Source organism: Pseudomonas shirazica (assembly GCF_015168335.1).
Taxonomy (GTDB): Bacteria; Pseudomonadota; Gammaproteobacteria; order Pseudomonadales; family Pseudomonadaceae; genus Aquipseudomonas; species Aquipseudomonas asiatica.
Genome location: NZ_CP063456.1, coordinates 519,415 through 543,639, shown reverse-complemented (window position 1 = coordinate 543,639; position 24,225 = coordinate 519,415). Strand labels below are relative to the sequence as shown.

Annotated in this window: 19 protein-coding genes; 8 read left to right on the top strand and 11 right to left on the bottom strand. The window is 63.2% G+C overall.

From position 1 onward, the window contains the following. Positions 1-68: 68 nt before the first annotated feature. A complete protein-coding gene (ttgR, locus tag IMX18_RS02490; RefSeq protein WP_013974034.1) occupies positions 69-701 on the bottom strand; it encodes an efflux transport transcriptional regulator TtgR in 633 nt (210 codons plus the stop codon). A 258-nt stretch (positions 702-959) separates the two neighbouring features. Here ttgR and ttgA point away from each other — a divergent pair, with 258 nt between their 5' ends. The 6 genes from ttgA (at position 960) to IMX18_RS02460 (ending at position 10,104) form a co-directional block, all read left to right on the top strand. Further along, positions 960-2,114 carry a toluene efflux RND transporter periplasmic adaptor subunit TtgA gene (gene ttgA, locus IMX18_RS02485; RefSeq protein ID WP_013974035.1) on the top strand — a complete coding sequence of 385 codons (1,155 nt, stop codon included), beginning with the start codon at positions 960-962 and terminating at the stop codon, positions 2,112-2,114. Positions 2,115-2,117: 3 nt separating this feature from the next. Beyond that, the gene (gene ttgB / locus IMX18_RS02480) at positions 2,118-5,270 is read left to right on the top strand and encodes a multidrug efflux RND transporter permease subunit TtgB (protein WP_217190085.1); all 3,153 of its coding nucleotides are present in this window, start codon (positions 2,118-2,120) and stop codon (positions 5,268-5,270) included. Next, positions 5,267-6,724 (top strand): AdeC/AdeK/OprM family multidrug efflux complex outer membrane factor, encoded by a 1,458-nt coding sequence (locus IMX18_RS02475; RefSeq protein ID WP_013974037.1) that lies wholly within the window; start codon positions 5,267-5,269, stop codon positions 6,722-6,724. The genes ttgB and IMX18_RS02475 overlap by 4 nt, the downstream gene beginning before the upstream one ends. Before the next feature lie 299 nt (positions 6,725-7,023). Continuing rightward, positions 7,024-8,280, top strand: a complete 1,257-nt coding sequence (locus IMX18_RS02470; protein ID WP_015271646.1) for an OprD family porin — start codon at positions 7,024-7,026, stop codon at positions 8,278-8,280. Between the two features lie 183 nt (positions 8,281-8,463). Beyond that, a complete protein-coding gene (locus IMX18_RS02465) occupies positions 8,464-9,387 on the top strand; it encodes a LysR family transcriptional regulator (RefSeq protein ID WP_015271647.1) in 924 nt (307 codons plus the stop codon). Positions 9,388-9,579: 192 nt separating this feature from the next. Beyond that, positions 9,580-10,104 (top strand): Mpo1 family 2-hydroxy fatty acid dioxygenase, encoded by a 525-nt coding sequence (locus tag IMX18_RS02460; RefSeq protein ID WP_015271648.1) that lies wholly within the window; start codon positions 9,580-9,582, stop codon positions 10,102-10,104. A 113-nt stretch (positions 10,105-10,217) separates the two neighbouring features. Here IMX18_RS02460 and pcaC read toward each other — a convergent pair whose 3' ends face one another. From pcaC to pcaR, 9 genes are all read right to left on the bottom strand, one after another. Then, positions 10,218-10,613 (bottom strand): 4-carboxymuconolactone decarboxylase, encoded by a 396-nt coding sequence (gene pcaC, locus IMX18_RS02455; RefSeq protein ID WP_015271649.1) that lies wholly within the window; start codon positions 10,611-10,613, stop codon positions 10,218-10,220. A gap of 10 nt (positions 10,614-10,623) precedes the next feature. Continuing rightward, positions 10,624-11,415: a 3-oxoadipate enol-lactonase gene (pcaD, locus tag IMX18_RS02450; RefSeq protein WP_015271650.1), complete on the bottom strand. Its 792-nt coding sequence runs from the start codon at positions 11,413-11,415 to the stop codon at positions 10,624-10,626. A gap of 11 nt (positions 11,416-11,426) precedes the next feature. After that, positions 11,427-12,779 carry a 3-carboxy-cis,cis-muconate cycloisomerase gene (locus IMX18_RS02445; RefSeq protein WP_054571992.1) on the bottom strand — a complete coding sequence of 451 codons (1,353 nt, stop codon included), beginning with the start codon at positions 12,777-12,779 and terminating at the stop codon, positions 11,427-11,429. Between the two features lie 9 nt (positions 12,780-12,788). After that, positions 12,789-14,078 (bottom strand): MFS family transporter, encoded by a 1,290-nt coding sequence (locus tag IMX18_RS02440; RefSeq protein WP_015271652.1) that lies wholly within the window; start codon positions 14,076-14,078, stop codon positions 12,789-12,791. Positions 14,079-14,267: 189 nt separating this feature from the next. Further along, complete coding sequence (gene pcaF, locus IMX18_RS02435) at positions 14,268-15,473, bottom strand: 3-oxoadipyl-CoA thiolase (protein WP_169774743.1); 1,206 nt, start codon at positions 15,471-15,473, stop codon at positions 14,268-14,270. Continuing rightward, entirely contained in the window at positions 15,470-16,249 is a 780-nt protein-coding gene (locus tag IMX18_RS02430) for a CoA-transferase subunit beta (RefSeq protein ID WP_015271653.1), read from the bottom strand. Before IMX18_RS02430 ends, pcaF begins: the two co-directional genes overlap by 4 nt. Further along, complete coding sequence (locus IMX18_RS02425) at positions 16,246-17,106, bottom strand: CoA transferase subunit A (protein ID WP_217190086.1); 861 nt, start codon at positions 17,104-17,106, stop codon at positions 16,246-16,248. Before IMX18_RS02425 ends, IMX18_RS02430 begins: the two co-directional genes overlap by 4 nt. A 230-nt stretch (positions 17,107-17,336) precedes the next feature. Continuing rightward, positions 17,337-18,683 carry a 4-hydroxybenzoate transporter PcaK gene (gene pcaK / locus IMX18_RS02420; protein WP_015271655.1) on the bottom strand — a complete coding sequence of 449 codons (1,347 nt, stop codon included), beginning with the start codon at positions 18,681-18,683 and terminating at the stop codon, positions 17,337-17,339. 328 nt (positions 18,684-19,011) lie between these two features. Beyond that, complete coding sequence (gene pcaR / locus IMX18_RS02415) at positions 19,012-19,902, bottom strand: pca regulon transcriptional regulator PcaR (protein WP_013974048.1); 891 nt, start codon at positions 19,900-19,902, stop codon at positions 19,012-19,014. A 489-nt stretch (positions 19,903-20,391) separates the two neighbouring features. On the opposite strand from pcaR, the gene IMX18_RS02410 reads away from it, so the two are divergent. Together IMX18_RS02410 and IMX18_RS02405 are read left to right on the top strand one after the other, a co-directional pair. After that, complete coding sequence (locus IMX18_RS02410; protein WP_217190087.1) at positions 20,392-20,592, top strand: hypothetical protein; 201 nt, start codon at positions 20,392-20,394, stop codon at positions 20,590-20,592. Positions 20,593-20,903: 311 nt separating this feature from the next. Next, complete coding sequence (locus IMX18_RS02405; RefSeq protein ID WP_013974049.1) at positions 20,904-22,376, top strand: inorganic phosphate transporter; 1,473 nt, start codon at positions 20,904-20,906, stop codon at positions 22,374-22,376. A 224-nt stretch (positions 22,377-22,600) separates the two neighbouring features. Here IMX18_RS02405 and IMX18_RS02400 read toward each other — a convergent pair whose 3' ends face one another. Further along, positions 22,601-24,076, bottom strand: coding sequence for a helicase HerA-like domain-containing protein (locus IMX18_RS02400; protein WP_015271656.1), 1,476 nt, complete (start codon positions 24,074-24,076; stop codon positions 22,601-22,603). Between the last annotated feature and the right edge of the window lie 149 nt (positions 24,077-24,225).

The window sequence follows — 24,225 nt, the reverse complement described above, 5'->3', positions numbered from 1 at the left end:
TCATCCGGAAGCATTAATCCCCCCTTAACACAAAGGGGTAACACTCCCTCACAATCCTTAACAAAGTGTCATTTGCGCAGAGCCGGGCTCAAGCGCAGCATATCCAGCCCGGTGTCGACCCATTTTTCGACATCCTTCAACAAATCGACACTGTCAGGCAGCAACAGCCAGCGCCCGATCAGGCCATCGACATAGGCGAACATGGCCACCGCCGCGCGCTCGACATCAAGCTCGCCTGGCAACTGGCCCCGGCGCACGGCATTGGCCAACGCCAGGGTGATGCCCTTGTGGCAATCCAGCACAGCAGCCTGGCGCTGCTGGCGAATTTCACACATGTCATCGGTGAACTCGCACTTGTGATGCAGGATTTCGTTGATACGCCTGGTTCGGGCATCGAGCACCAGCTCGTTGAACACTTGCAGCAACAGCTTGCGCATGCAGCCAAGCGGGTCCACTTCGTCCTCGCTTTCGCTCGCCCGCGCCAGGTGGTCATGGGTTTCATGCAGGCTGTCGAGCAACGCCTGCACCAACTCGGCCTTGTTGTTGAAATGCCAGTAGATCGCTCCTCGCGTCACACCCGCCAGTTCGGCGATGTCGGCCAGGGTGGTTCGCGCAACCCCGCGCTTGTAGAAGGCCTTTTCCGCCGCCTCGATGATCTGGGCGCGGGTTTCCTGGGCTTCTTCTTTGGTTCGACGGACCATGGCAGTACAAACCTCATCTGCCCCGAACGCGCGGCGCGTGCGGGGAACACTCCGGGGGCACCTCTGCAGGGTGCCTCGCGGGGGAGCTAATCAAGAGCTGTGGCAGTACCCGAGTACAACCCAGCGGTATTTACAAACAACCATGAATGTAAGTATATTCCTTAGCAAGCTATTTATCCACCGGATAGCAATTTTTCCAGATCAAGACTCTTCCATTACTCTTGAGCGTCTCCCAGCTCCAGCGACCCGAGGATCCTCATGCAATTCAAGCCAGCCGTTACCGCTCTGGTTTCCGCCGTCGCCCTGGCAACCCTGCTCAGTGGCTGTAAGAAAGAAGAAGCAGCGCCAGCGGCGCAGGCTCCTCAGGTCGGCGTCGTGACCATCCAGCCCCAAGCCTTCACCCTGACCTCGGAATTGCCGGGGCGTACCACTGCCTACCGCGTCGCCGAAGTGCGCCCGCAGGTCAACGGCATCATCCTCAAGCGCCTGTTCAAGGAAGGCAGTGAGGTCAAGGAAGGCCAGCAGCTGTACCAGATCGACCCTGCCGTGTACGAAGCCAACCTGGCCAATGCCCAGGCCAACCTGCAGGCCACCCGCTCGCTGGCCGAGCGCTACAAGCAGCTGATCGACGAACAGGCTGTCTCCAAGCAGGAATACGACGACGCCAATGCCAAACGATTGCAGGCCGAGGCTTCGCTCAAAAGCGCGCAGATCGACCTGCGCTACACCAAGGTCCTGGCACCGATCAGCGGCCGTATCGGCCGTTCTTCGTTCACCGAAGGTGCACTGGTGAGCAATGGCCAGGCCAACGCCATGGCCACCATCCAGCAACTCGACCCGATCTACGTCGACGTCACCCAGTCCACCGCCGAACTCCTCAAGCTGCGCCGTGACCTGGAAAGCGGCCAGCTGCAGAAGGCCGGCGACAACGCCGCCTCGGTGCAGCTGGTGCTGGAAGACGGCAGCCTGTTCAAGCAGGAAGGCCGCCTGGAGTTCTCCGAAGTCGCGGTCGACGAGACCACCGGCTCGGTCACCCTGCGCGCCCTCTTCCCCAACCCCGATCACACCCTGCTGCCAGGCATGTTCGTGCATGCGCGGCTCAAGGCCGGGGTCAACGCCAACGCCATCCTGGCCCCACAACAGGGCGTGACCCGCGACCTGAAAGGCGCGCCGACCGCACTGGTGGTCAACCAGGAGAACAAGGTCGAACTGCGCCAGCTCAAGGCCAACCGTACCCTGGGCAGCGACTGGCTGATCGAGGAAGGCCTGAACCCGGGTGACCGCCTGATCACCGAAGGGCTGCAGTACGTGCGCCCGGGCGTCGAGGTCAAGGTCAGCGAAGCCACCAACGTCAAGAAGCCGGCCAGCCCTGTTCAGGCCAACGCGGCGAAAGCAGACGCCAAAGCGGAGTAAACCATGTCGAAGTTCTTTATCGATCGCCCGATCTTCGCCTGGGTGATCGCCCTGGTGATCATGCTGGTCGGCGCCTTGTCGATCCTGAAGCTGCCGATCAACCAGTACCCCAGCATCGCGCCGCCGGCCATCGCCATCGCCGTGACCTACCCGGGCGCCTCGGCGCAAACCGTACAGGACACCGTGGTACAGGTGATCGAGCAGCAGCTCAACGGTATCGACAACCTGCGTTATGTGTCGTCGGAAAGTAACTCTGACGGCAGCATGACCATTACCGCCACCTTCGAGCAGGGCACCAACCCAGACACCGCGCAGGTGCAGGTGCAGAACAAGCTGAACCTGGCTACCCCGCTGCTGCCGCAGGAAGTGCAGCAGCAAGGTATCCGCGTCACCAAGGCAGTGAAGAACTTCCTTCTGGTGATCGGCCTGGTGTCCGAAGACGGCAGCATGACCAAGGACGACCTGGCCAACTACATCGTCTCCAACATGCAGGACCCGATCTCGCGTACCGCGGGTGTGGGTGACTTCCAGGTGTTCGGTGCGCAGTACGCCATGCGTATCTGGCTCGATCCGGCCAAGCTGAACAAGTTCCAGCTGACCCCGGTCGACGTCAAGACCGCCGTGGCCGCGCAGAACGTGCAGGTATCCTCCGGCCAGCTCGGCGGCCTGCCGGCCATGCCGGGTACCCAGCTGAACGCTACCATCATCGGCAAGACCCGCCTGCAGACTGCCGAGCAGTTCGAGAAAATCCTGCTCAAGGTCAACAGCGACGGTTCGCAGGTGCGTCTGGGTGATGTCGCCCAGGTTGGCCTGGGTGGTGAAAACTATGCCGTCAGCGCCCAGTTCAACGGCAAGCCGGCCTCCGGCCTGGCAGTTAAACTGGCTACCGGTGCCAACGCCCTGGACACCGCCAAGGCCCTGCGCCAGACCATCGCCGACCTGGAACCGTTCTTCCCGCCTGGGGTGAAAGCGGTATTCCCGTATGACACCACCCCGGTGGTCACCGAATCGATCAGTGGCGTTATCCACACCCTGATCGAAGCCGTGGTCCTGGTGTTCCTGGTGATGTACCTGTTCCTGCAGAACTTCCGCGCCACCATCATCACCACCATGACCGTACCGGTTGTGTTGCTGGGTACCTTCGGCATCCTTGCCGCTGCCGGCTTCAGCATCAACACCCTGACCATGTTCGCCATGGTCCTGGCCATCGGCTTGCTGGTGGACGACGCCATCGTCGTGGTGGAGAACGTCGAGCGGGTGATGTCCGAGGAAGGCTTGCCGCCCAAGGAAGCGACCAAGCGCTCGATGGAGCAGATCCAGGGTGCCCTGGTGGGTATCGCCCTGGTGCTGTCGGCGGTACTGCTGCCCATGGCGTTCTTCGGCGGCTCCACAGGTGTGATCTACCGGCAGTTCTCCATCACCATCGTCTCGGCCATGGGCCTGTCGGTGCTGGTGGCGCTCATCTTCACCCCGGCCCTGTGCGCCACCATGCTCAAGCCGCTGAAGAAGGGCGAGCACCATGTGGCCAAGCGCGGCTTCTTTGGCTGGTTCAACCGCAACTTCGACCGCAGCGTAACCGGCTACGAGCGCAGCGTGGGCACCATCCTGCGCAACAAGGTACCGTTCCTGCTGGCCTACGCGCTGATCGTGATCGGCATGATCTGGCTGTTCGCCCGCATCCCTACCGCGTTCCTGCCGGAAGAAGACCAGGGCGTATTGTTCGCCCAGGTACAGACCCCGGCCGGCTCCAGTGCCGAGCGCACCCAGGTGGTGGTCGACCAGATGCGTGAGTACCTGCTCAGCGAAGAGGCCGACACCGTGGCTTCGGTGTTCACCGTCAACGGCTTCAACTTCGCCGGCCGTGGCCAGAGCTCGGGTATGGCATTCATCATGCTCAAGCCGTGGGATGAACGCTCCAAGGAAAACAGCGTGTTCGCCCTTGCCCAGCGCGCCCAGCAGCACTTCTTCACCTTCCGCGATGCGATGGTGTTCGCCTTTGCCCCGCCTGCGGTGCTCGAACTGGGTAACGCCACCGGCTTCGACGTGTTCCTGCAGGACCGCGGCGGTGTCGGCCATACCAAGCTGATGGAAGCGCGCAACCAGTTCCTGGCCAAGGCCGCGCAGAGCAAGATCCTCAGCGCCGTGCGCCCGAACGGCCTGAACGACGAGCCGCAGTACCAGCTGACCATCGATGACGAGCGTGCCAGCGCCCTGGGTGTGACCATCGCCGACATCAACAACACCCTGTCGATTGCCTTGGGTGCCAGCTACGTCAACGACTTCATCGACCGTGGCCGGGTCAAGAAGGTGTATATCCAGGGCGAGCCGAACGCGCGGATGAGCCCGGAAGACCTGCAGAAGTGGTACGTGCGCAATGGCGCCGGCGAAATGGTGCCGTTCTCCTCCTTCGCCAAGGGCGAATGGACCTACGGTTCGCCGAAGCTGTCGCGTTACAACGGCGTCGAGGCAATGGAAATCCTCGGTGCTCCGGCCCCGGGCTACAGCACCGGTGAAGCCATGGCCGAGGTCGAGCGCATTGCTGGCGAACTGCCAAGCGGCATCGGCTTCTCCTGGACCGGCATGTCCTACGAGGAAAAACTCTCCGGTTCGCAGATGCCGGCACTGTTCGCCCTCTCGGTACTGTTCGTGTTCCTGTGCCTGGCAGCCCTGTACGAAAGCTGGTCGATCCCGATCGCCGTGGTACTGGTAGTACCGCTGGGTATCATCGGTGCCCTGATCGCCACCAGCCTGCGCGGGTTGTCCAACGACGTGTACTTCCTGGTCGGCCTGTTGACCACCATCGGCCTGGCGGCGAAAAACGCCATTCTGATCGTCGAGTTCGCCAAGGAACTGCACGAGCAAGGCCGCAGCCTGTACGACGCGGCGATCGAGGCGTGCCGCATGCGTCTGCGCCCGATCATCATGACCTCGCTGGCGTTCATCCTCGGCGTGGTACCGTTGACTATCGCCAGCGGCGCCGGCGCCGGCAGCCAGCATGCCATCGGTACTGGCGTGATCGGCGGCATGATCAGTGCGACCGTGCTGGCTATCTTCTGGGTACCACTGTTCTTCGTCGCAGTGTCGTCACTGTTCGGCAGCAAAGAGCCGGAAAAAGACGTCACCCCTGAAACTCCACGTTATGAGGCTGGGCAATGACCAAGTCTTTGTTGTCCCTGGCAGTAACCGCTTTCATTCTTGGCGGCTGCTCGCTGATCCCTGACTACCAGACCCCGGAATCGCCGGTGGCTGCGCAGTGGCCGCAAGGCCCGGCTTACTCGCCGACGCAGTCGGCGGAGGTTGCCGCCGCCGAACAGGGCTGGCGTCAGTTCTTCCACGACCCGGCCCTGCAGCAGCTGATCCAGACCGCGCTGGTGAACAACCGCGACCTGCGCGTTGCCGCGTTGAACATCGACGCCTACCGTGCGCAGTACCGCATCCAGCGTGCCGACCTGTTCCCTGCGGTTTCGGCCAACGGTAGCGGCAGCCGCCAGCGCGTACCGGCGAACATGTCGCAGACGGGCGAAGCGGGCATCACCAGCCAGTACTCGGCCACCCTGGGCGTCAGCGCCTATGAGCTGGACCTGTTCGGCCGCGTACGCAGCCTGACCGAGCAGGCCCTGGAAACCTACCTGTCCAGCGAACAGGCGCGTCGCTCCACGCAGATCAGCCTGGTGGCCAGCGTGGCCAACGCCTACTACACCTGGCAGGCCGACCAGGCGCTGTTCAAGCTGACCGAAGAAACGCTGAAGACCTACGAGGAAAGCTACAACCTCACCCGTCGCAGCAACGAAGTCGGCGTAGCCTCGGCACTCGACGTCAGCCAGGCGCGTACCGCCGTGGAAGGCGCCCGGGTCAAGTACTCGCAGTACCAGCGCCTGGTCGCCCAGGACGTCAACAGCCTGACCGTGCTGCTGGGCACCGGCATTCCCGCCGACCTGGCCAAGCCGCTGGAGCTCAATGCCGACCAACTGGCCGAAGTACCGGCCGGCCTGCCGTCGGACATCCTCCAGCGTCGCCCGGACATCCAGGAAGCCGAGCACCTGCTCAAGGCCGCCAATGCCAACATTGGCGCGGCCCGCGCAGCGTTCTTCCCGAGCATCAGCCTGACCGCCAATGCCGGCAGCCTGAGCCCCGACATGGGCCACCTGTTCTCGGGCGGCCAGGGCACCTGGCTGTTCCAGCCGCAGATCAACCTGCCGATCTTCAACGCCGGCAGCCTGAAGGCCAGCCTGGACTACTCGAAGATCCAGAAGGACATCAACGTCGCCAAGTACGAAAAGACCATCCAGACCGCGTTCCAGGAAGTCTCCGATGGCCTGGCGGCGCGCAAGACCTTCGAAGAGCAGCTGCAGGCGCAACGCGACCTGGTGCAGGCGAACCAGGACTACTACCGCCTGGCCGAACGCCGCTATCGCATCGGTATCGACAGCAACCTGACCTTCCTCGACGCGCAGCGCAACCTGTTCAGCGCCCAGCAGGCACTGATCGGCGACCGCTTGTCGCAGCTGACCAGCGAGGTCAACCTGTACAAGGCGCTTGGCGGTGGTTGGTACGAGCAGACCGGGCAGGCCAACAACCAGCAGGCAGCGGTGGAAGCACCGAAGAGCTGATTGAAGCTGTCAAAGCATCAAGCCCACCCTCGCGGTGGGCTTTTTGTTTTGTGTTGCCTGGACCAGCCTCTTCGCGGGCTCGCCCGCGAAGAGGCCAGCACAGGAAAAACAATTAACCAACCAGAACATTCCGTTCGATTATCGCCCGTTTCCGTTTGTGGCGAATTGCCTCACCCCTGCCCTACCCCGCACCATCCTCCCCACGCAACGTTGCCACGGTTCATCCCAAAAGACCCGCACCTGCAGGCCGCATCCTGCAGCGTACCGGCTCGCCCATAAAAACAAGAGATCCACGACAGATGAGCACTTTGCAACCCGCACGCCAGCTGCTGCCCGGCCTGTTGGCCATGTCCTGCGCACTCCCCGTGTTCGCCGCCGACGAAGGTGGTTTCCTGGAGGACGCCAAGGCCACCCTCAACCTGCGCAACTTCTACATCAACCGCAACTTCGTCGACCCGGCCCACCCGCAGGCCAAGGCCGAGGAGTGGACGCAGAGCTTCATCCTCGACGCCCGCTCCGGCTTCACCCAGGGCACCGTCGGTTTCGGCGTGGACGTACTGGGCCTGTACTCGGTCAAGCTCGACGGCGGCAAAGGCACCACCAACACCCACCTGCTGCCGGTGCACGATGATGGCCGCCCGGCCGATGACTTCGGCCGCCTGGGCGTGGCACTGAAAGCCAAGCTGTCCGAAACCGAGCTGAAAGTAGGTGAATGGATGCCGGTACTGCCGATCCTGCGCTCGGACGATGGCCGCTCGCTGCCGCAGACCTTCCGCGGCGGCCAGCTGACCTCGAAGGAAATCGCCGGACTGACCCTGTACGCCGGCCAGTTCCGCGGCAACAGCCCGCGCAACGACGCCAGCATGGAAGACATGTCGATGAACGGCAAGGCAGCGTTCACCTCCGACCGTTTCAACTTTGGCGGCGGCGAATACACCTTCAACGACAAGCGCACCATGATCGGCCTGTGGAATGCTCAGCTCAAGGACATCTACCGCCAGCAGTACCTCAACCTGGTGCACAGCCAACCCCTGGGCGACTGGACCCTGGGCGCCAACCTGGGCTACTTCATCGGCAAGGAAGACGGCGCCGAACGCGCTGGCGAACTGGACAACCGCACCGCCTCGGCCATGCTCTCGGCACGCTATCAGGGCCACACCATCTACGTCGGCCTGCAGAAAGTCAGCGGCGACGACGCCTGGATGCGGGTGAACGGCACCAGCGGCGGCACTCTGGCAAACGACAGCTACAACTCCAGCTTCGACAACGCCAAGGAACGCTCATGGCAGGTGCGCCATGACTTCAACTTCGCCACCGTCGGCGTGCCAGGCCTGACCCTGATGAACCGCTACATCAAGGGTGACAACGTGACCGCAGGCGGTGTGGACGATGGCAAGGAATGGGCGCGGGAAACCGAGTTGGCCTATGTGGTGCAGTCGGGCAGCTTCAAGGACCTGTCGGTGAAGTGGCGCAACTCCACCATGCGCCGGGACTTCAGCACCAACTCGTTCGATGAGAACCGGTTGATCCTGAGTTACCCGCTGAATCTCCTCTGAATTCTTCGCGGGACCGCACCAGCCTTGAAACCTGTGCGGTCCCTGTGGGAGCGGGCATGCCCGCGAAGAGGCCAGAAGCTACAACAAATAACCCTAAGCTATAAACAAATCAATAAACCTTCTTTGACGACATATGCAGCAACCGCTTGAATAGGCCCCTGATCCCCGCCCCAGAGCCATGACATGGACCTCCGTCAGCTGCGCTACTTCATCGCCCTCACCGAATACCGCAGCTTCGTCCGTGCCGCCGAGGCCATGGGCATCACCCAACCCGCCTTCAGCCGTGCCATACAGAGTCTGGAACACAGCTTCGGCTGCCCACTGGTCGACCGCGCCAGCAAAGCCCTGCCGCCCACCCCCGAAGGCCTGGTGGTGCTGCAACATGCCCGGCGCCTGGTACAAGGTGCCGCGCAGCTGAGCAACGAAGTGCTGCAGATGACCAAGCTCGACGCCGGCGAGTTGCATTTCGGCAGCGGCCCGGCGCTGGCCGTGCGCCTGGTGCCCGATGCCCTGCGCCACTTTCTCGAACGCCACCCGGGCATCCGCACCTCACTGCTGGTAGACAACGCCGAACGCCTCGGCCAGGCCCTGCGCCGCGAGCAGATCGAATTTTTCGTCGACGATATCCGACCGTTCGAAGCCGATCCCAACTTTCACACCGAGCCCCTTTCAACGCGCCCCGGCCTGTTCTTCTGCCGCCCGGGGCACCCATTGCTGGCCAAGGACAGCCTGTCGACCAACGACCTGTTCAGCTACCCGCTGGCCAGCGCCCTGCTCGCCCCCGGTGTGCGCAAGCGCCTGGCCAACCTGAGCGGGCGCAGCGATTTCACCCCGCACCTGCAAACCGAGCACCTGGCCGTGCTGCGCAGTGTGGTGCAAGCCAGCGATGCCATCGGCACCGCCAGCGAGGAAGCAGTTGCCGAAGACCTGGCCAGCGGCCGGCTGGTGCGCCTGCACTGGCGCAACCTGCCACCGGCGCTGGAAGTGCTGAGTGTGCGCTGTGGCGTGGTCAGCCGCAGCGGTTACCGGCTGTCGCCGGCGGCGCGAGCGATGATCGAGACGCTGGTGGGGCTGGATATGCCAGTGCGGGCTGCTGCCATTCGCTGAGCTGATGATGGTGGCAGGAGCGGGCTATCCTGAGCTATATCGGTCGCCTGTACCGCCCCATTCGCGGGTGAACCCGCTCCCACAGGTACAGCGCAGCCCTCAGGAGTTGTAGTGACTCTGTGGGAGCGGATTTACCCGCGAAGAGGCCGGAACAGCAATACACCTCGATCAGGCAACCAGGGAGGCACAACAATGAAAACCCTCGTCGACCACCTGAGCCAATACGCCAGCTACCACCGCGACCCACGCAACATCGCCACCCACTTCGTCGGCATCCCGATGATCGTGCTGGCGGTCACTATCCTGCTGTCGCGCCCAGGCTGGGAGGTAGCCGGCATGTGGCTGTCCCCTGCCCTGCCTGCGGCGGCGGCCTCGGTCTGGTTCTACCTGCGCCTGGACCTGCGCTTCGGCCTGGTGATGGGGTTGTTGCTTGGGCTATGCCTGTGGGTCGGCCAGGTGCTGGCGATGCAGACGACAGCGCTGTGGCTCGGCACCGGGCTGGGAGCGTTCGTGGTGGGCTGGATCATCCAGTTCGTCGGCCATTACTACGAAGGCCGCAAACCGGCGTTTGTCGACGATGTCAGCGGATTGATCATCGGGCCGTTGTTCGTGGTGGCAGAAGCGGCATTCATGCTCGGCCTGTGCCCGGCCCTGAAGCAAGCCGTGGAAAGCAACGCCGGCCCAGTGGCCATGCGGCAGAAGAATGCGGCCATGTAAACATTCCATGGCCCAATCGCCGGCAAGCCAGCTCCCACAGGAACTGCACTGCCCTCAAGCCTGATGCAATCCCTGTGGGAGCTGGCTTGCCGGCGATTGGGCCGGTACAGCCATTACTGCTGTCGCGACTCCACACCCAGCTCATCCCACACCGACTCAGCCATGTGGAAGGTGGCATTGGCCGCCGGAATGCCGCAATAGATCGCGCTCTGCATCAGCACTTCCTTGATCTCGTCGCGGGTCACGCCGTTGTTGGCCGCCGCGCGCAGGTGCAGCCTCAGCTCGTCGTTGCGGTTCATGCCAATCAGCATGGCGATGGTGATCAGGCTACGGGTATGGCGCGGCAGGCCCGGGCGGGTCCAGATGTCACCCCAGGCGTGGCGGGTGATCATCTCCTGGAACTCGCCGTTGAATTCGTTGAGCTTCTCCAGGCTGCGGTCCACGTGGGCATCGCCAAGCACTGCGCGGCGTACTTGCATGCCGGCGTCGTAACGTTGTTTCTCGTCCATGGCGGTATCCTCAGTGAGCCAGCAGGAAGTCGAGCACACGGCGGCTGAACGCCTCGCCGATCTCGACGTTGGACAGGTGCGCCGCCGGGAAGTCGACGTACTCGGCACCCGCGATACCGGCCTGCATGAAGCGGCCGTGCTCCGGAGTGGTCACCACGTCCTCGGTACCGGCAACGATCAGCGCCGGCACCTGGATACGGCCCAGTTGCTCGCGGTAATCGGCATCACGCACCGCCGCGCAGTTGCCGGCATAACCTTGCGGGCTGGTTTGCGCCAGCATCTGGCAGATGCGCTGGGCCTGCGCTGGCTGGGCCTGGGCGAAGCCTGGGGTGAACCAGCGGGCGATGGAGGCATCGCGCAGGTCGACCATGGCCTGCTGCCCGCCCTTGAGCACGGTGTCGATACGGGTGTTCCACACCTCGTCGTTGGCGATCTTGGCGGCGGTGTTGCACAGGGTCAGGCTGTGCAGGCGCTCGCCGGCGTTGATGCCCAGCCACTGGCCGATCAAGCCGCCCATCGACAGGCCGACGAAGTGCGCCTTGGCGATATCCAGGCCATCGAGCAGGGCCAGCACGTCACGGCCCAGCTGTTCGATGCTGTAGGGGCCTTCAGTGACCAGCGACCCACCGTGGCCACGGGTGTCGTAGCGCAGCACGCGCAAGTGCTGGCTCCACAGTGGAATCTGCGTGTCCCACATGCCCAGGTCGGTGCCCAGCGAGTTGGACAGGACCAGCACCGGGGCGTTTTCCGGGCCATCGATCTGGTAATTCAAAACGCCATCGGCCAGTTGCAAGTGCGCCACAGCGGTCTCCTTCAGGCAGTGAAACGTTGATGTTCGGACACGGCGCGCGCCACCCAGACGCGGGCCTGGCCCAGGTAATGGGCAGGGTCGAGCAAGCGATCGAGTTCTTCGGCAGACAGCTCGGCACTGACCTGCGGCTCTTCACCCAGCACGGTGCGCAGGTGGCGCTGTTCGGCCACAGCGCGCTGGCAGCACTGCTCCAGCAGGTGATGGGCGTGGTCGCGGCCCAGGCGCTGGGCGAGGACGATGCTCACCGCTTCGGCCAGCACCAGGCCCTGGGTCAGGTCGAGGTTACGGCGCATGCGCGCGGCATCCACTTCCATGCCCTCGGCAATCACCTGGGCCTGGCGCAGCGCACCAGATACCAGGCAGCAGATGTCCGGCAGGGTTTCCCATTCGGCATGCCACAGACCGAGGCTGCGCTCGTGCTCCTGGGGCATGGCGGCGAACAGCGTAGAGACCAGCCCCGGCACGCGGGTCGCGGCGCCGATCAGCACCGCGGCGCCGACAGGGTTGCGCTTGTGCGGCATGGTCGAAGACCCACCCTTGCCCGGCGCGGAAGGCTCGAACAGTTCCCCCGCCTCGGTCTGCATCAGCAAGCTGACATCGCGGCCGAACTTGCCCAGACTACCAGCGATCAGGCCCAGCACCGAGGCAAACTCCACCAGGCGGTCGCGCTGGGTGTGCCAGGGCTGCTCGGGCAGGGTCAGCTTGAGCTGCTCGGCCAGGGCTTCGGCTACCGGCATCGCCTTGCTGCCCAACGCCGCCAGGCTGCCCGAGGCGCCGCCGAACTGCAGCACCAGCAAGCGTGGGCGCAGCTCCTGCAAGCGCTGGCGGTGACGGGTCAAGGCGCCCAGCACGCCGGCCAGTTTCATCCCCAAGGTCACGGGGGTGGCGTGCTGCAGCCAGGTGCGCCCCACCAGCGGCGTGTCGGCGTGCTGCAAAGCCTGGCGCGACAGGGTATCGGCGAGCTTGCCTAGATCGGCTTCGATCAGGTCGAGGGCAGCACGCAGTTGCAGGACCAGCCCGGTGTCCATCGCGTCCTGGCTGGTGGCGCCCAGGTGCACATAGCGCTCGGCTTCGGGCACGCCACTGGCAATCACCTTGCCCAACGCCTTCACCAGCGGGATCGCCGAGTTGCCAGCAGTGGCGATGGCATTGGCCAGCGCGCCAACGTCATAGCGCTCGGCGTGGCACGCCGCCTCGATGGCCGCTACAGCGCTATGCGGGACCAGCCCGGCAGCCGCCTCGGCACGCGCCAGCGCCGCCTCGAAATCGAGCATGCCCTGCAGGCGGCCACGGTCGGAGAAGATCTCGCGCATGGCCGGTGCGGTGAAGTAGGCGTCGAACAGTTGGTTGGTCATGCCACGTCCTTAATTATCGTGGTGCAGGTAGGCCGCCTGCTTCGGCAGGCGCAGGCTGAACAGGAAGGCAATCGCCATCATCGCCGTCACGTACCAGTAGAAAGTGTTTTCCATGCCCAGGGTCTTCAGGCCCAGGGCCACGTACTCGGCCGAACCGCCGAACGCCGCGTTCGCCACTGCATAGGCCAGGCCCACGCCCAGTGCGCGCACCTGCGGCGGGAACATCTCGGCCTTCACCAGGCCGCTGATCGAGGTATAGAAACTGACGATACACAACGCCAGGGTAATCAGCACGAAGGCCATGAACGGGCTGCTCACGGTTTTCAGCGCCATCAGCAACGGCACGGTAAATAGCGTCCCCAGGGCACCGAACAGCATCATCGAATTACGCCGACCGATGCGGTCGGAGAGCATGCCAAAGAACGGCTGTAGCACCATGAACAGGAACAGCGCACCGGTCATCACATAGCTGGCGTTCTTCGCGGTCATGCCAGCGGTGTTGACCAGGTACTTCTGCATGTAGGTGGTGAAGGTATAGAAGATCAGCGAACCGCCCGCGGTATAGCCGAGCACGGTGATGAAGGCCGCCGCATGGTCGCGGAACAGGCCCTTGATGGTGCCGGCATCCTTGTCCTGGCGGGTTTCGGCGCTGCTGGTCTCATGCAGCGAGCGGCGCAGCATCAGCGAGATCAGTGCGGCAATGGCACCGACCACGAACGGAATGCGCCAGCCCCAGGCGCGCAGCTCTTCTTCGGTGAGCAGTTGCTGCAGGATCACCACCACCAGCACCGCCAGCAACTGGCCGCCGATCAGGGTCACGTACTGGAACGAGGCGAAGAAACCGCGCTGGCCGCGCAGGGCTACTTCACTCATGTAAGTGGCAGTGGTGCCGTACTCGCCGCCTACCGACAGGCCCTGGATCAACCGGGCCAGCAAAAGCAGCGCCGGGGCCCAGGTGCCGATGCTGGCATAGGTAGGCAGGCAGGCGATCATCAGGGAGCCGAAGCACATCATCAGCACCGAGATCATCAGGGAATTCTTGCGACCATGGCGGTCAGCGAGGCGGCCGAAGATCCAGCCACCGATGGGGCGCATCAGAAAGCCCGCGGCGAACACGCCTGCCGTGTTCAATAACTGCACGGTGGGGTCGTCGGAGGGGAAGAAAGCCGGGGCAAAGTAGATCGCGCAGAAGGCATAGACGTAGAAGTCGAACCATTCCACCAGGTTGCCTGAAGAGGCACCAACGATAGCGAAGATGCGTTTGCTGCGTTCTTCGCCGGTGTAATAGGTTGAGGTCATGGTGAGTTTACTCCTGGAGGGTCGCAGGTAATTCTAGACACACCTGGTAACACACTCGTTCCGCTATCTGGCTGGCAACTGGCCTTGAGTCTGGCAGGACCGGCCTCTTCGCGGGCAAGCCCGCTCCCACAGCGGGAGGCGTGGTTCCCCCTGTGGGAGCGGATTTACCCGCGAAGAGGCCGGTACAAGTCAAACCCGCTCGATGGCCAGCGCCAAACCTTGGCCTACGCCCACACACATGGTCGCCAGGCCCTTACGCCCACCGCTCTTCTCCAGCTGGTGAAGCGCAGTCAACACCAGGCGCGCACCGCTCATGCCCAGCGGGTGGCCCAGGGCGATGGCACCGCCGTTGGGGTTCACCTGCGGTGCATCGTCGGCCACACCCAGCTCACGCAGCACCGCCAGACCTTGGCTGGCAAAGGCTTCGTTGAGCTCGATCACATCGAAATCATTCACCGCCACACCCAGGCGCTCGGTCAGCTTGCGTACTGCCGGCACCGGACCAATGCCCATCACTCGCGGTGCAACACCGGCGCTGGCCATGCCCAGTACGCGGGCACGTGGGGTCAGGCCGTGTTTCTTCACAGCCTCGGCCGAAGCCAGGATCAACGCCGCGGCACCGTCGTTCACGCCCGAGGCATTGCCAGCGGTGACGGTCTTGTCCGGGCCGTTGACCGGCTTGAGCTTGGTCAAGGCTTCCAGCGTGGTTTCCGGGCGCAGGTGTTCGTCACGCTCGACGATGGTCTCGCCCTTCTTGTGCGCGATACGCACCGGCACGATCTCTTCGGCGAAGAAGCCGGCGGCCTGGGCCGCAGCTGCCTTCTGCTGGCTGCGCAGGGCGAACGCGTCCTGGTCGGCACGCGAAACCTGGTAATCGTCGGCCACGTTGTCGGCGGTTTCCGGCATGGAGTCCACACCGTACTGGCTCTTCATCAGCGGGTTGATGAAACGCCAGCCGATGGTGGTGTCTTCGAGCTTCATGTTGCGCGAATAGCCGCTTTCGGCCTTGCCCATGACGAACGGGGCACGCGACATCGACTCGACGCCGCCGGCAATAGCCAGCTCCATTTCGCCGCTGGCAATGGCGCGGAAGGCAGTGCCGATGGCATCCATGCCCGACGCGCACAGGCGATTCAGGGTGACACCCGGAATGCTCTCCGGCAGGCCGGCCAGCAGCAGCGCCATGCGTGCCACGTTGCGGTTGTCTTCACCAGCCTGGTTGGCGCAGCCGAAGAACACTTCGTCAACCTGATCCCACTGCACGGTCGGATTGCGCTCGATCAGCGCCTTCAGCGGTACGGCGGCCAGGTCGTCGGCCCGCACGCCGGCCAGGGCGCCACCGAAGCGGCCGATCGGGGTGCGAATGGCGTCACAGATGAATACGTCGCGCATCAAGCTTCTCCTGCGACCTGGCCATGGGCCGCGGCGGTACGGGCTTCGAGGTCACGCAGAGCGGACAGCTCGACTTCGGTCGGTTCGGCGGTGGTCTGCACATCGTCGGCAAAGCGGATCGCCCAGCCAGTGGCGGCGATGATCTGCTCGCGGGTCACACCCGGGTGGATCGCAGTGACGACGAATTCGTGGGTCCCGGCTTCCGGCTCCATGATGCACAGGTCGGTGATAATGCCGACCGGGCCGTCGCCTGGCAGGCCAAGGCGTTTGCGCGAGTCGCCGCCTTCACCGTGGCCAACCGAGGTGATGAAGTCCAGCTTGTCGACAAAGGCACGCGGCGACTGCTTGAGGATGATCAGTACCTGCTTGGCAGAACCAGCGATTTCCGGTGCACCACCAGCACCTGGCAGGCGGGTTTTCGGGGCGTGGTAATCACCGACGACGGTAGTGTTGATGTTGCCGAAGCGGTCGACCTGGGCAGCGCCGAGGAAGCCGACGTCGATGCGCCCACCTTGCAGCCAGTAGCGGAAGATCTCGCCGGTCGGCACCACGGTGTCAGCGGTTTCGGCCAGCTCGCCGTCGCCGATAGACAGCGGCAGCACACTTGGCTTGGCGCCGATCGGGCCGGATTCGTAGATCAGCACCACGTCTGGCGACGATGTCAGGCGCGCCAGGTTGGCAGCCTTGGACGGCAGGCCGATGCCGACGAAGCACACAGCACCGTTGCGCAGGCGACGTGCTGCAGCGACGGTCATCATTTCGGAAGTGGAGTAGCTCATTGTGCGGCCTCCGCAGTGCTGGCCAGCTTGGCCTTGAATTCGTTGAAATCGGCAGTGCCACGGATGTAGGTGTCGATCCAGGCGGCGAACGATTCGCGGCTACGCGCGATCGGGTCCCAGGCCTGGTAGAAGCGGTTGTCACGCTCGTAGTAGCCGTGGGCATAGGACGGGTGCGCACCGCCAGGTACCAGGCATACCGCGCTCAGGGCCCAGGTCGGCAGCACACAGGCGTTCATCGGGGCCTGCAAGTCGTCGACGATTTCCTCGACGGTGACGATGCAGCGCTTGGCGGCCAGGGCGGCTTCCTTCTGCACGCCGAGGATGCCCCACAGCAGCACATTGCCTTTGCGGTCGGCCTTTTGCGCGTGGATCACGGTCACATCCGGGCGCACCGACGGCACGGCTGCCAGCACTTCACCGGTGAACGGGCAGGTGACGCTCTTGATCAGCGGGTTGACCTTCGGCAGGTCGGAGCCGGCGTAGGCACGCAGCACGGCGAACGGCAGGCCAGAAGCACCGGCGACATAGGCGTTTGCCAGGTCGGCATGGCTGTGTTCTTCGATTTCGATGGCGTGTGGCCACTGCTTCTCGACGGCATCACGCAGGCGGTGCAGCGAGCCGACACCTGGGTTACCACCCCAGGAGAAGATCAGCTTGCTGGCGCAGCCGGCGCCGATCAGCTGGTCGTAGATAAGGTCCGGAGTCATGCGCACCAGGGTCAGGTCGCGCTTGCCCTGACGGATGATCTCGTGGCCGGCGGCAGTCGGGATCAGGTGGGTGAAACCTTCGAGGGCGACGGTATCGCCATCCTGGATGAACTGCTTCACGGCTTCGTGAAGCGGGAGAATTGCAGCCATTTGGAGACTCCTGGTCAGGGTGCTTCGGTGAGCTCAGATTAAGGAGACTGGTGGGTGGCTTACAATCCGATAATCGACTATTTGTGCGATTATCGAACCATTTGTTGTCCTGCTACTCATTCGCTACCGTGTCGAATTCTTCGCAGCACAAGGCTGCTCCTACAGAGGGCTGCGTCGCCGTTATAGGAGCAGCCTTGTGCTGCGAAGGGCCGCACAGCGGCCCTCGGGCTTCAGGTCGCGTCAGCGTGGCTCACCAGCCCTTTCACGATCACACCCACGGTCGCCAGCCCCGCCGGCACCAGCAATGCCGTGAGCACCTGTTCGAAGTTCCAGCCCAGCCCGAGCAGCGTCGCACCACTCCAGGCCCCGAGAATCGCACCGAAGCGGCCTATACCCAGCATCCACGATACCCCTGTGGCGCGGCCCTGTGTCGGATAGAAGCGCGCCGCCAGCGAAGGCATCGCCGATTGGGCGCCGTTCACGCACATGCCGGCAACCAGCACCAGCGTGGCCAATACGGTGATGTTGCCCAGGCTCTGCCCCACGGCGTAGGCGAACACCCCGGCCAGCAGGTAGAAAATGCCGATCACCTTGTGCGGATTGAAGCGGTCCATGGCCCAACCCACACCGACGGCGCTCAGCACGCCACCGAACTGGAACAGTGCGCCGATGAAGGCGGCCTGTTCCATGCTCGCGCCGCTGTCGCGCATCAAGGTTGGCAACCAGCTGGTCAGCAGATAGACGATCACCAGGCCCATGAAGTAGGTCAGCCACAACAGCATGGTGCCCATGCCGTAGGTACCGGAGAAGATCAGCGCGAACACGTTGCGCGCGGCCACCGCCTTCTGTTCCGGCACGCTGAAACTGCCCGCCTCGGCCACCACCTGCGGCGCGATGGGCGACAAGGTCTGGCGCACCTTGTCGGTGCCCCGATTGCGCACCACCAGGAACCGCGCCGACTCCGGCAGCCACACCATCAGCACCAGCGCCAGCAGCAACGGCAGCACGCCACCGATCACCAGCAGGCTGTGCCAGCCGTAGGCCGGGATCATCTTGGCGGAAATGAAACCACCACCGGCCATGCCCAGGTTGAAGCCGCAGAACATGCTGGTCACCAGCAGCGACTTGAGGCGCTCGGGGGTATATTCAGACAATAGCGTGGTGGCGTTGGGCATACCTGCACCAAGGCCCAGGCCAGTCAGGAAGCGCAACACCAGCAACTGATCGACGTTGGTGGCATAGGCCGAGGCCAGACTGAAGCCACCGAATACCAGCACTGCGCCCACCAGCACGCCCTTGCGGCCAAAACGGTCCGCCAGCGGGCCGGAGCCGAGGGCACCGAAAACCATACCGATCAATGCAGCACTCATGACCGGGCCGAGGCTGGCGCGGTCTATCCCCCACTCCTGCGAAAGGGCCGGGGCGATGAAGCCCATGGCGGCGGTGTCCAGGCCATCGAGGAAGACGATCAGGAAGCACAGCAACACCACCCGCCATTGGTAGCGGGACAGCGGCTGCTGATTGATGAACGACTGGACGTCGAGGCTATTGCCGACGTTGGTTTGCGCTTGATTCATTATTGTTTTCCAGAATGATGGGCACAGCCAGCCCACTGCACGCGATCAAACGGTACAGAGGACGATGATTTGGGGAATGCAGCCGGCGTCAGCCTGGATATAACGGTACTGCGCGCGGGTGCGGCCGCGGCAGCGAGGGGACAGTATTCATGTTAAGTGCCTCTTATGTTTTTCTTGTTCGGTCGGCACAGCCGACCGTTGCGAGAGACATTAATCAGCGAGCGGAGGCGGCGCAATTCACCGCGAACGACACTGTGCGTTTATCGCACAGGAAAGGGTTTTGCCTGTTCTAAATTTGAAAGTGGCGCGCTGTGCGCCCCTTCGGGGCTCAACCAAACAACTGATGACATAGGTCCCGGCTGGCCGCCAGCAGGATCGGCAAGAACCGCTGCTCCAGCTCACTGCGCGTCACCCGCCCGACATGGGTACTCACATTCAAAGCCGCCAGCACCTGCCCCGAGGCGTCATACACCGGCACCGCAATCGAGCGCAGCCCCTGCTCCAGCTCCTGGTCTACCACGCACCAGCCCTGGGCACGCACCTGCTGGATACAGGCGAACAGCGACTCGGGGTCGTGCAAGGTACGGCTGGTACGCGCCTTCAGGTCGGCACGCTCCAGGTATTCACGCAGGCTGGTGTCGTCCATGGCCGCCAACAGAATACGCCCCATCGATGTGCAATAGGCCGGCAGGCGCCCGCCCACCGACAGGTCGACCGAAATCAACCGCTCCACGGTCGCCGAACGGGCTATATAAAGGATGTCGTCACCTTCCAGCGTGGCCATGTTGGCCGCCTCGTGCAGCTGGTCGCTGATGCGGTCCAGGTAAGGCTGGGCGGAAATCGCCAGCGGCGTCGACGACAGGTACGCATGCCCCAGCGTCAGCACTTTGGGCAACAGCGAATAGGTGCGCCCGTCGGTGGTGGCGTAACCCAGCTTGATCAACGTGTGCAGGCAACGGCGTACCGCAGCACGGGGGATTTCGGTGCGGTGGCTGATCTGGGCGATGGTCAGGTGGCGCTTGCGTTCCTGGAAGGCCTGGATGACTGCCAGGCCTCGCGCCAGGGAGGTCATGAAGTCCGGGTCGCCGGTAAAGGCCTGGATGCGCTTGGCCGGTGACGCCACGATCGGTGGTGCCAGGGCTGCCGAGGCAGGTCGCCCCTGCTCCAGGTTGACCGACTCTGGATTGACGGAATCGCTGGCCAAGGTTTCGTCACTCATCGCACACCTCAAAAAAAAACGCCCACTCGTGCGATTATCGAACAAACGGCCGATAATCGCAATTGACCGCTGACACTTTTACTTATACCTTTCTCATGCCACTTGTGGCTTCTTTGGAGAGACTGGTCAGGTACCCACCGTAGAAGTCCCCAGGCAACGGCCTCGCCTTTTGGCGAGGCCGTTTTTCATTACCCTCCCGGTCGACTGTCCCGCTGCTGCACTGCAACGAACTTTTGTCCGTATTGCCTTTCAAACTTGTACGAAAGGCCCAAACTGTCATCGAATGCATTCCATTACTTGCGTCTTGTGATGTCAGGGTTGGGTAAATTACGATGTTCGGCGAATATCGATTGCTATAATCGATTGCGCAGGCCTCGACGATGCCGTGGTAATGGAACCCTCCGCTGTATCAAGCCGTTGCGGCCAGCAAGGCATGTGCACGCTGCACAACGCTTAACAACTGTCATCAAACTTAATTCAGGTACTACTGTGACGAAAGATGAACTGCGCGCGGAACTCGAGCGCCAGGCTGAACGTTACAAGGATGTTTATGGTGGCGAAGTCACCACTTACGCCGCACAACCGGATCCGGAACGCAAACCTTGGCGCAAGCGCGCCAGCGTGCGCGACCAGGCCTTCAGCCAGGAACTGGAACGTATGCAAAAGGAACTGCGCAGCGACACTCCCTGACCCGGGACCACGCCAGCGCGTCGTCGCCCGGCCAGCCCGGGCGCGGTCGATCTTTACTGTCCGGCCGAAGGTGAAATGGAATTACACAAATTTCATACGCCCGTTTGAAAAGAAGCGAAGCGGCTTTTTTTCCAGCTTTTTGCCGGTTTTCGCCAGCTTTTACGCGCTTTAGCGGATATTTCCCTGCCGGCACGTCGCACCGTGCACATCACGCTCGCGTCAGGAAGATTGCCGTCGGTCTGTCGCAAATGCATCGATTGCCAACGTTTTCTGGCATAATCCCGCCCCCCTAAGACCGCCAGACAACCTTCATGATCGAATTATTCAGCGGACTGGATGCCTGGGTGTTGGTGAGCCTGCTGCTCGCCTTGACCTTCGTGCTCGCCTTCGAGTTCATCAATGGCTTTCATGACACCGCCAACGCGGTAGCTACCGTCATCTATACCAAAGCCATGCCGCCGCACCTCGCCGTGTTCTTCTCCGGCGTGTTCAACTTCCTTGGCGTTCTGCTCGGCGGTGTCGGGGTGGCCTATGCCATCGTGCACCTGCTGCCAGTAGAGCTGCTGATCAATGTGAACACCGGACACGGCCTGGCCATGGTCTTCTCGCTGCTGGCTGCGGCCATCACCTGGAACCTGGGCACCTGGTACTTCGGTATCCCCGCCTCCAGCTCGCACACGCTGATCGGCTCCATCCTCGGCGTCGGCCTGGCCAACGCCCTGATCAACGACATCCCGCTGGGCGACGGTGTCAACTGGCAGAAGGCTATCGACATCGCCATGTCGCTGGTGGTCTCGCCGATGGCCGGCTTCGCCGTTGCCGCTATGGTGCTGATCGGCCTGAAGTGGTGGCGCCCGCTGTCGAAGATGCACAAGACCCCCGAGCAGCGCCGCAAGCTCGACGACAAGAAGCACCCACCGTTCTGGAACCGCCTGGTACTGGTGGTTTCGGCCATGGGTGTGAGCTTCGTGCACGGCTCCAACGACGGCCAGAAAGGCATCGGCCTGATCATGCTGGTGCTGATCGGTATCGTCCCGGCCAAATTCGTCCTCGACCTGAACAGCACCACCTACCAGATCGAGCGTACCCGCGACGCCACCTTGCACATGAGCCAGTTCTACCAGCGCAACGCCGCCACCCTGGGCGAGTTCCTGGCACTGGGCAAGGCCAAGTCCAGCGACCTGCCGGAGCAGTTCAGCTGCAACCCGCAGCAGACCGAGCCGACCATTGCCGCGCTGCAGTCCTCGCTGCAGGGCGTGACCGACTACCACAGCCTGAGTGCCGACAAGCGTGTCGAAGTGCGCCGCTACCTGCTGTGCCTGGACGACACGGCGAAGAAGGTCGGCAAGCTGCCAGGTCTGGAAGCCCGTGAAAAGGCCGATCTGGAAAAACTGCGCAAAGACCTGACCGCCACTACCGAGTACGCCCCGTTCTGGGTGATCGTGGCCGTCGCCCTGGCCCTGGGCCTGGGTACCATGGTCGGCTGGAAGCGCGTGGTACTGACCGTTGGCGAGAAGATCGGCAAGCAGGGCATGACCTATGCCCAGGGCATGTCGGCACAGATCACCGCGGCCTGTGCCATCGGCATGGCCAACATCTTCGCCCTGCCGGTATCGACCACCCACGTGCTGTCGTCCGGTGTGGCCGGCACCATGGTCGCCAACAAGAGCGGCCTGCAAGGCGGCACCGTGAAGACCATCCTGCTGGCCTGGGTACTGACCCTGCCTGCGTCGATGGGCCTGGCGGCCGGCCTGTTCTGGCTGGCGTCCAAAGCCATTGGCTGAGTGATACCGCAATAAGAAGAAGGCGCCCTCGGGCGCCTTTTTCGTATCCGCAAACACACACGCCTCTTGTAGGAGCGGCCTTGTGTCGCGAAAGGGCTGCAGAGCAGCCCCGGCAATTTGCGCATCTGCGCTGAAATCCCGGGGCTGCTTCGCAGCCCTTTCGCGACACAAGGCCGCTCCTACAGGTACAGCGCAGGCCTGTGGATGGGGCCGGTACAGGCAACCTACCTTTTCTTGCCCCCCAGCAACGACCCCATCAACCCTCGCACCAACTGCCGCCCCAACTGGTTGGCCGCCTGGCGCACCGCCGACTTGATTGCCTGCCCTGCCGCACTCTGCAAGAACTCACCAGCCTTGTCGGCAAAGCTCTCTTCATCCGCCTTGGGTTGCGGCACGGGCTCCACCGGCTCGCCCTTGCGCTGGGTCAGCATCTCATAGGCCGATTCACGGTCCACCGGCTTGTCGTAACGCCCCGCCAGCGGCGAATTGGCAATCAGCGCACTGCGCTCAGCCGCGCTCAACGGCCCGATACGCGACTGCGGCGGTGCAATCAGCACACGTTGCACCATCGCTGGCGTGCCCTTCTCTTCCAGTGTCCCCACCAGCGCCTCGCCAATACCCAGATCGGTCAGCACCGCCAGGGTGTCGAACACCGGGTTGGGGCGGAAGCCATCAGCCACCGCCCGCAGCGACTTCTGCTCCTTGGCGGTAAACGCCCGCAAGCCATGCTGAATGCGCAAGCCCAACTGGGCCAGCACCGCATCTGGCAAGTCCCCCGGCGACTGGGTGACGAAGTACACACCCACGCCCTTGGAACGAATCAGCCGCACCACCTGCTCCAGGCGATCCTGCAATGCCTTGGGTGTATCGTTGAACAACAAGTGCGCTTCATCGAAGAACAACGCCAGCACCGGCTTATCGGCATCACCGCGCTCGGGCAGTTGCTCGAACAACTCGGCCAGCAGCCACAACAGGAAGGTCGCGTACACCTTCGGTGCATCGTGAACCAACCGGCTGGCGTCCAGCAGGTGGATACGCCCACGGCCATCCGGGTCTGGCCGCAGGAGGTCCTCGAGCTGCAACCCCGGTTCACCGAACAACGCCTCGGCGCCCTGCTGCTCCAGGGTCGCCAACCGGCGCAAAAGCGCCTGAGTGGAGGCCGTTGTCATCAGCGCGCTGTCTTCGCCCAGCAGTTGCGGGTTGTCCTTCAGGTGCGCGAGCAGCGCCTTGAGGTCCTTGAGGTCCAGCAGCAGCAGGCCTTCACGGTCGGCTACCTTGAACGCCGCATACAGCGCCGCCTGTTGGCTGTCGGTCAGTTCCAACAGGTTGCCCAGCAGCAGCGGCCCCATTTCACTGAGGGTGGTACGCAGCGGGTGGCCGGACTGCCCGGCAATGTCCCACAGGCTCACCGGGTAAGCCTGGGGCCTGTGCCCCAGCCAGGGCATGCCGGCGATGCGCTCGGCCACCTTGCCTTGCGGCGCACCAGCAGCGCCCAGGCCGCACAGGTCGCCTTTGACATCGGCGGCGAACACCGCAACCCCCGCGTCACTGAACGCTTCCGCCAGATGCTGCAAGGTGACGGTCTTGCCAGTACCCGTAGCGCCCGCTACCAGGCCATGGCGGTTGGCCAACCTCATAGCTTGCCCAACCGGCTGGCCATCCGGGCCAGCACCTACAACGATGGTCGAAATTTCCGACATCTCTTAAATCCTCTGCTCAAGCTTTACCGTAATTCGGCCGATACCTGTGGGTGATATTCGCCTTAATAGAGAGGAACAACCGAAAAGGGACTTTTCGGGATATTGCACTGCTTTGCGACTCCACGCGTGCAAACGCCTGATATGAAACC

What these genes read in the sequence shown, in the direction of transcription:
- ttgR (WP_013974034.1), bottom strand. Translation starts at nt 701, where the DNA reads ATGGTCCGTCGAACCAAAGAAGAAGCCCAGGAAACCCGCGCCCAGATC.
- ttgA (WP_013974035.1), top strand. Translation starts at nt 960, where the DNA reads ATGCAATTCAAGCCAGCCGTTACCGCTCTGGTTTCCGCCGTCGCCCTG.
- ttgB (WP_217190085.1), top strand. Translation starts at nt 2,118, where the DNA reads ATGTCGAAGTTCTTTATCGATCGCCCGATCTTCGCCTGGGTGATCGCC.
- IMX18_RS02475 (WP_013974037.1), top strand. Translation starts at nt 5,267, where the DNA reads ATGACCAAGTCTTTGTTGTCCCTGGCAGTAACCGCTTTCATTCTTGGC.
- IMX18_RS02470 (WP_015271646.1), top strand. Translation starts at nt 7,024, where the DNA reads ATGAGCACTTTGCAACCCGCACGCCAGCTGCTGCCCGGCCTGTTGGCC.
- IMX18_RS02465 (WP_015271647.1), top strand. Translation starts at nt 8,464, where the DNA reads ATGGACCTCCGTCAGCTGCGCTACTTCATCGCCCTCACCGAATACCGC.
- IMX18_RS02460 (WP_015271648.1), top strand. Translation starts at nt 9,580, where the DNA reads ATGAAAACCCTCGTCGACCACCTGAGCCAATACGCCAGCTACCACCGC.
- pcaC (WP_015271649.1), bottom strand. Translation starts at nt 10,613, where the DNA reads ATGGACGAGAAACAACGTTACGACGCCGGCATGCAAGTACGCCGCGCA.
- IMX18_RS02445 (WP_054571992.1), bottom strand. Translation starts at nt 12,779, where the DNA reads ATGACCAACCAACTGTTCGACGCCTACTTCACCGCACCGGCCATGCGC.
- IMX18_RS02440 (WP_015271652.1), bottom strand. Translation starts at nt 14,078, where the DNA reads ATGACCTCAACCTATTACACCGGCGAAGAACGCAGCAAACGCATCTTC.
- IMX18_RS02430 (WP_015271653.1), bottom strand. Translation starts at nt 16,249, where the DNA reads ATGAGCTACTCCACTTCCGAAATGATGACCGTCGCTGCAGCACGTCGC.
- IMX18_RS02425 (WP_217190086.1), bottom strand. Translation starts at nt 17,106, where the DNA reads ATGGCTGCAATTCTCCCGCTTCACGAAGCCGTGAAGCAGTTCATCCAG.
- pcaK (WP_015271655.1), bottom strand. Translation starts at nt 18,683, where the DNA reads ATGAATCAAGCGCAAACCAACGTCGGCAATAGCCTCGACGTCCAGTCG.
- pcaR (WP_013974048.1), bottom strand. Translation starts at nt 19,902, where the DNA reads ATGAGTGACGAAACCTTGGCCAGCGATTCCGTCAATCCAGAGTCGGTC.
- IMX18_RS02405 (WP_013974049.1), top strand. Translation starts at nt 20,904, where the DNA reads ATGATCGAATTATTCAGCGGACTGGATGCCTGGGTGTTGGTGAGCCTG.
- IMX18_RS02400 (WP_015271656.1), bottom strand. Translation starts at nt 24,076, where the DNA reads ATGTCGGAAATTTCGACCATCGTTGTAGGTGCTGGCCCGGATGGCCAG.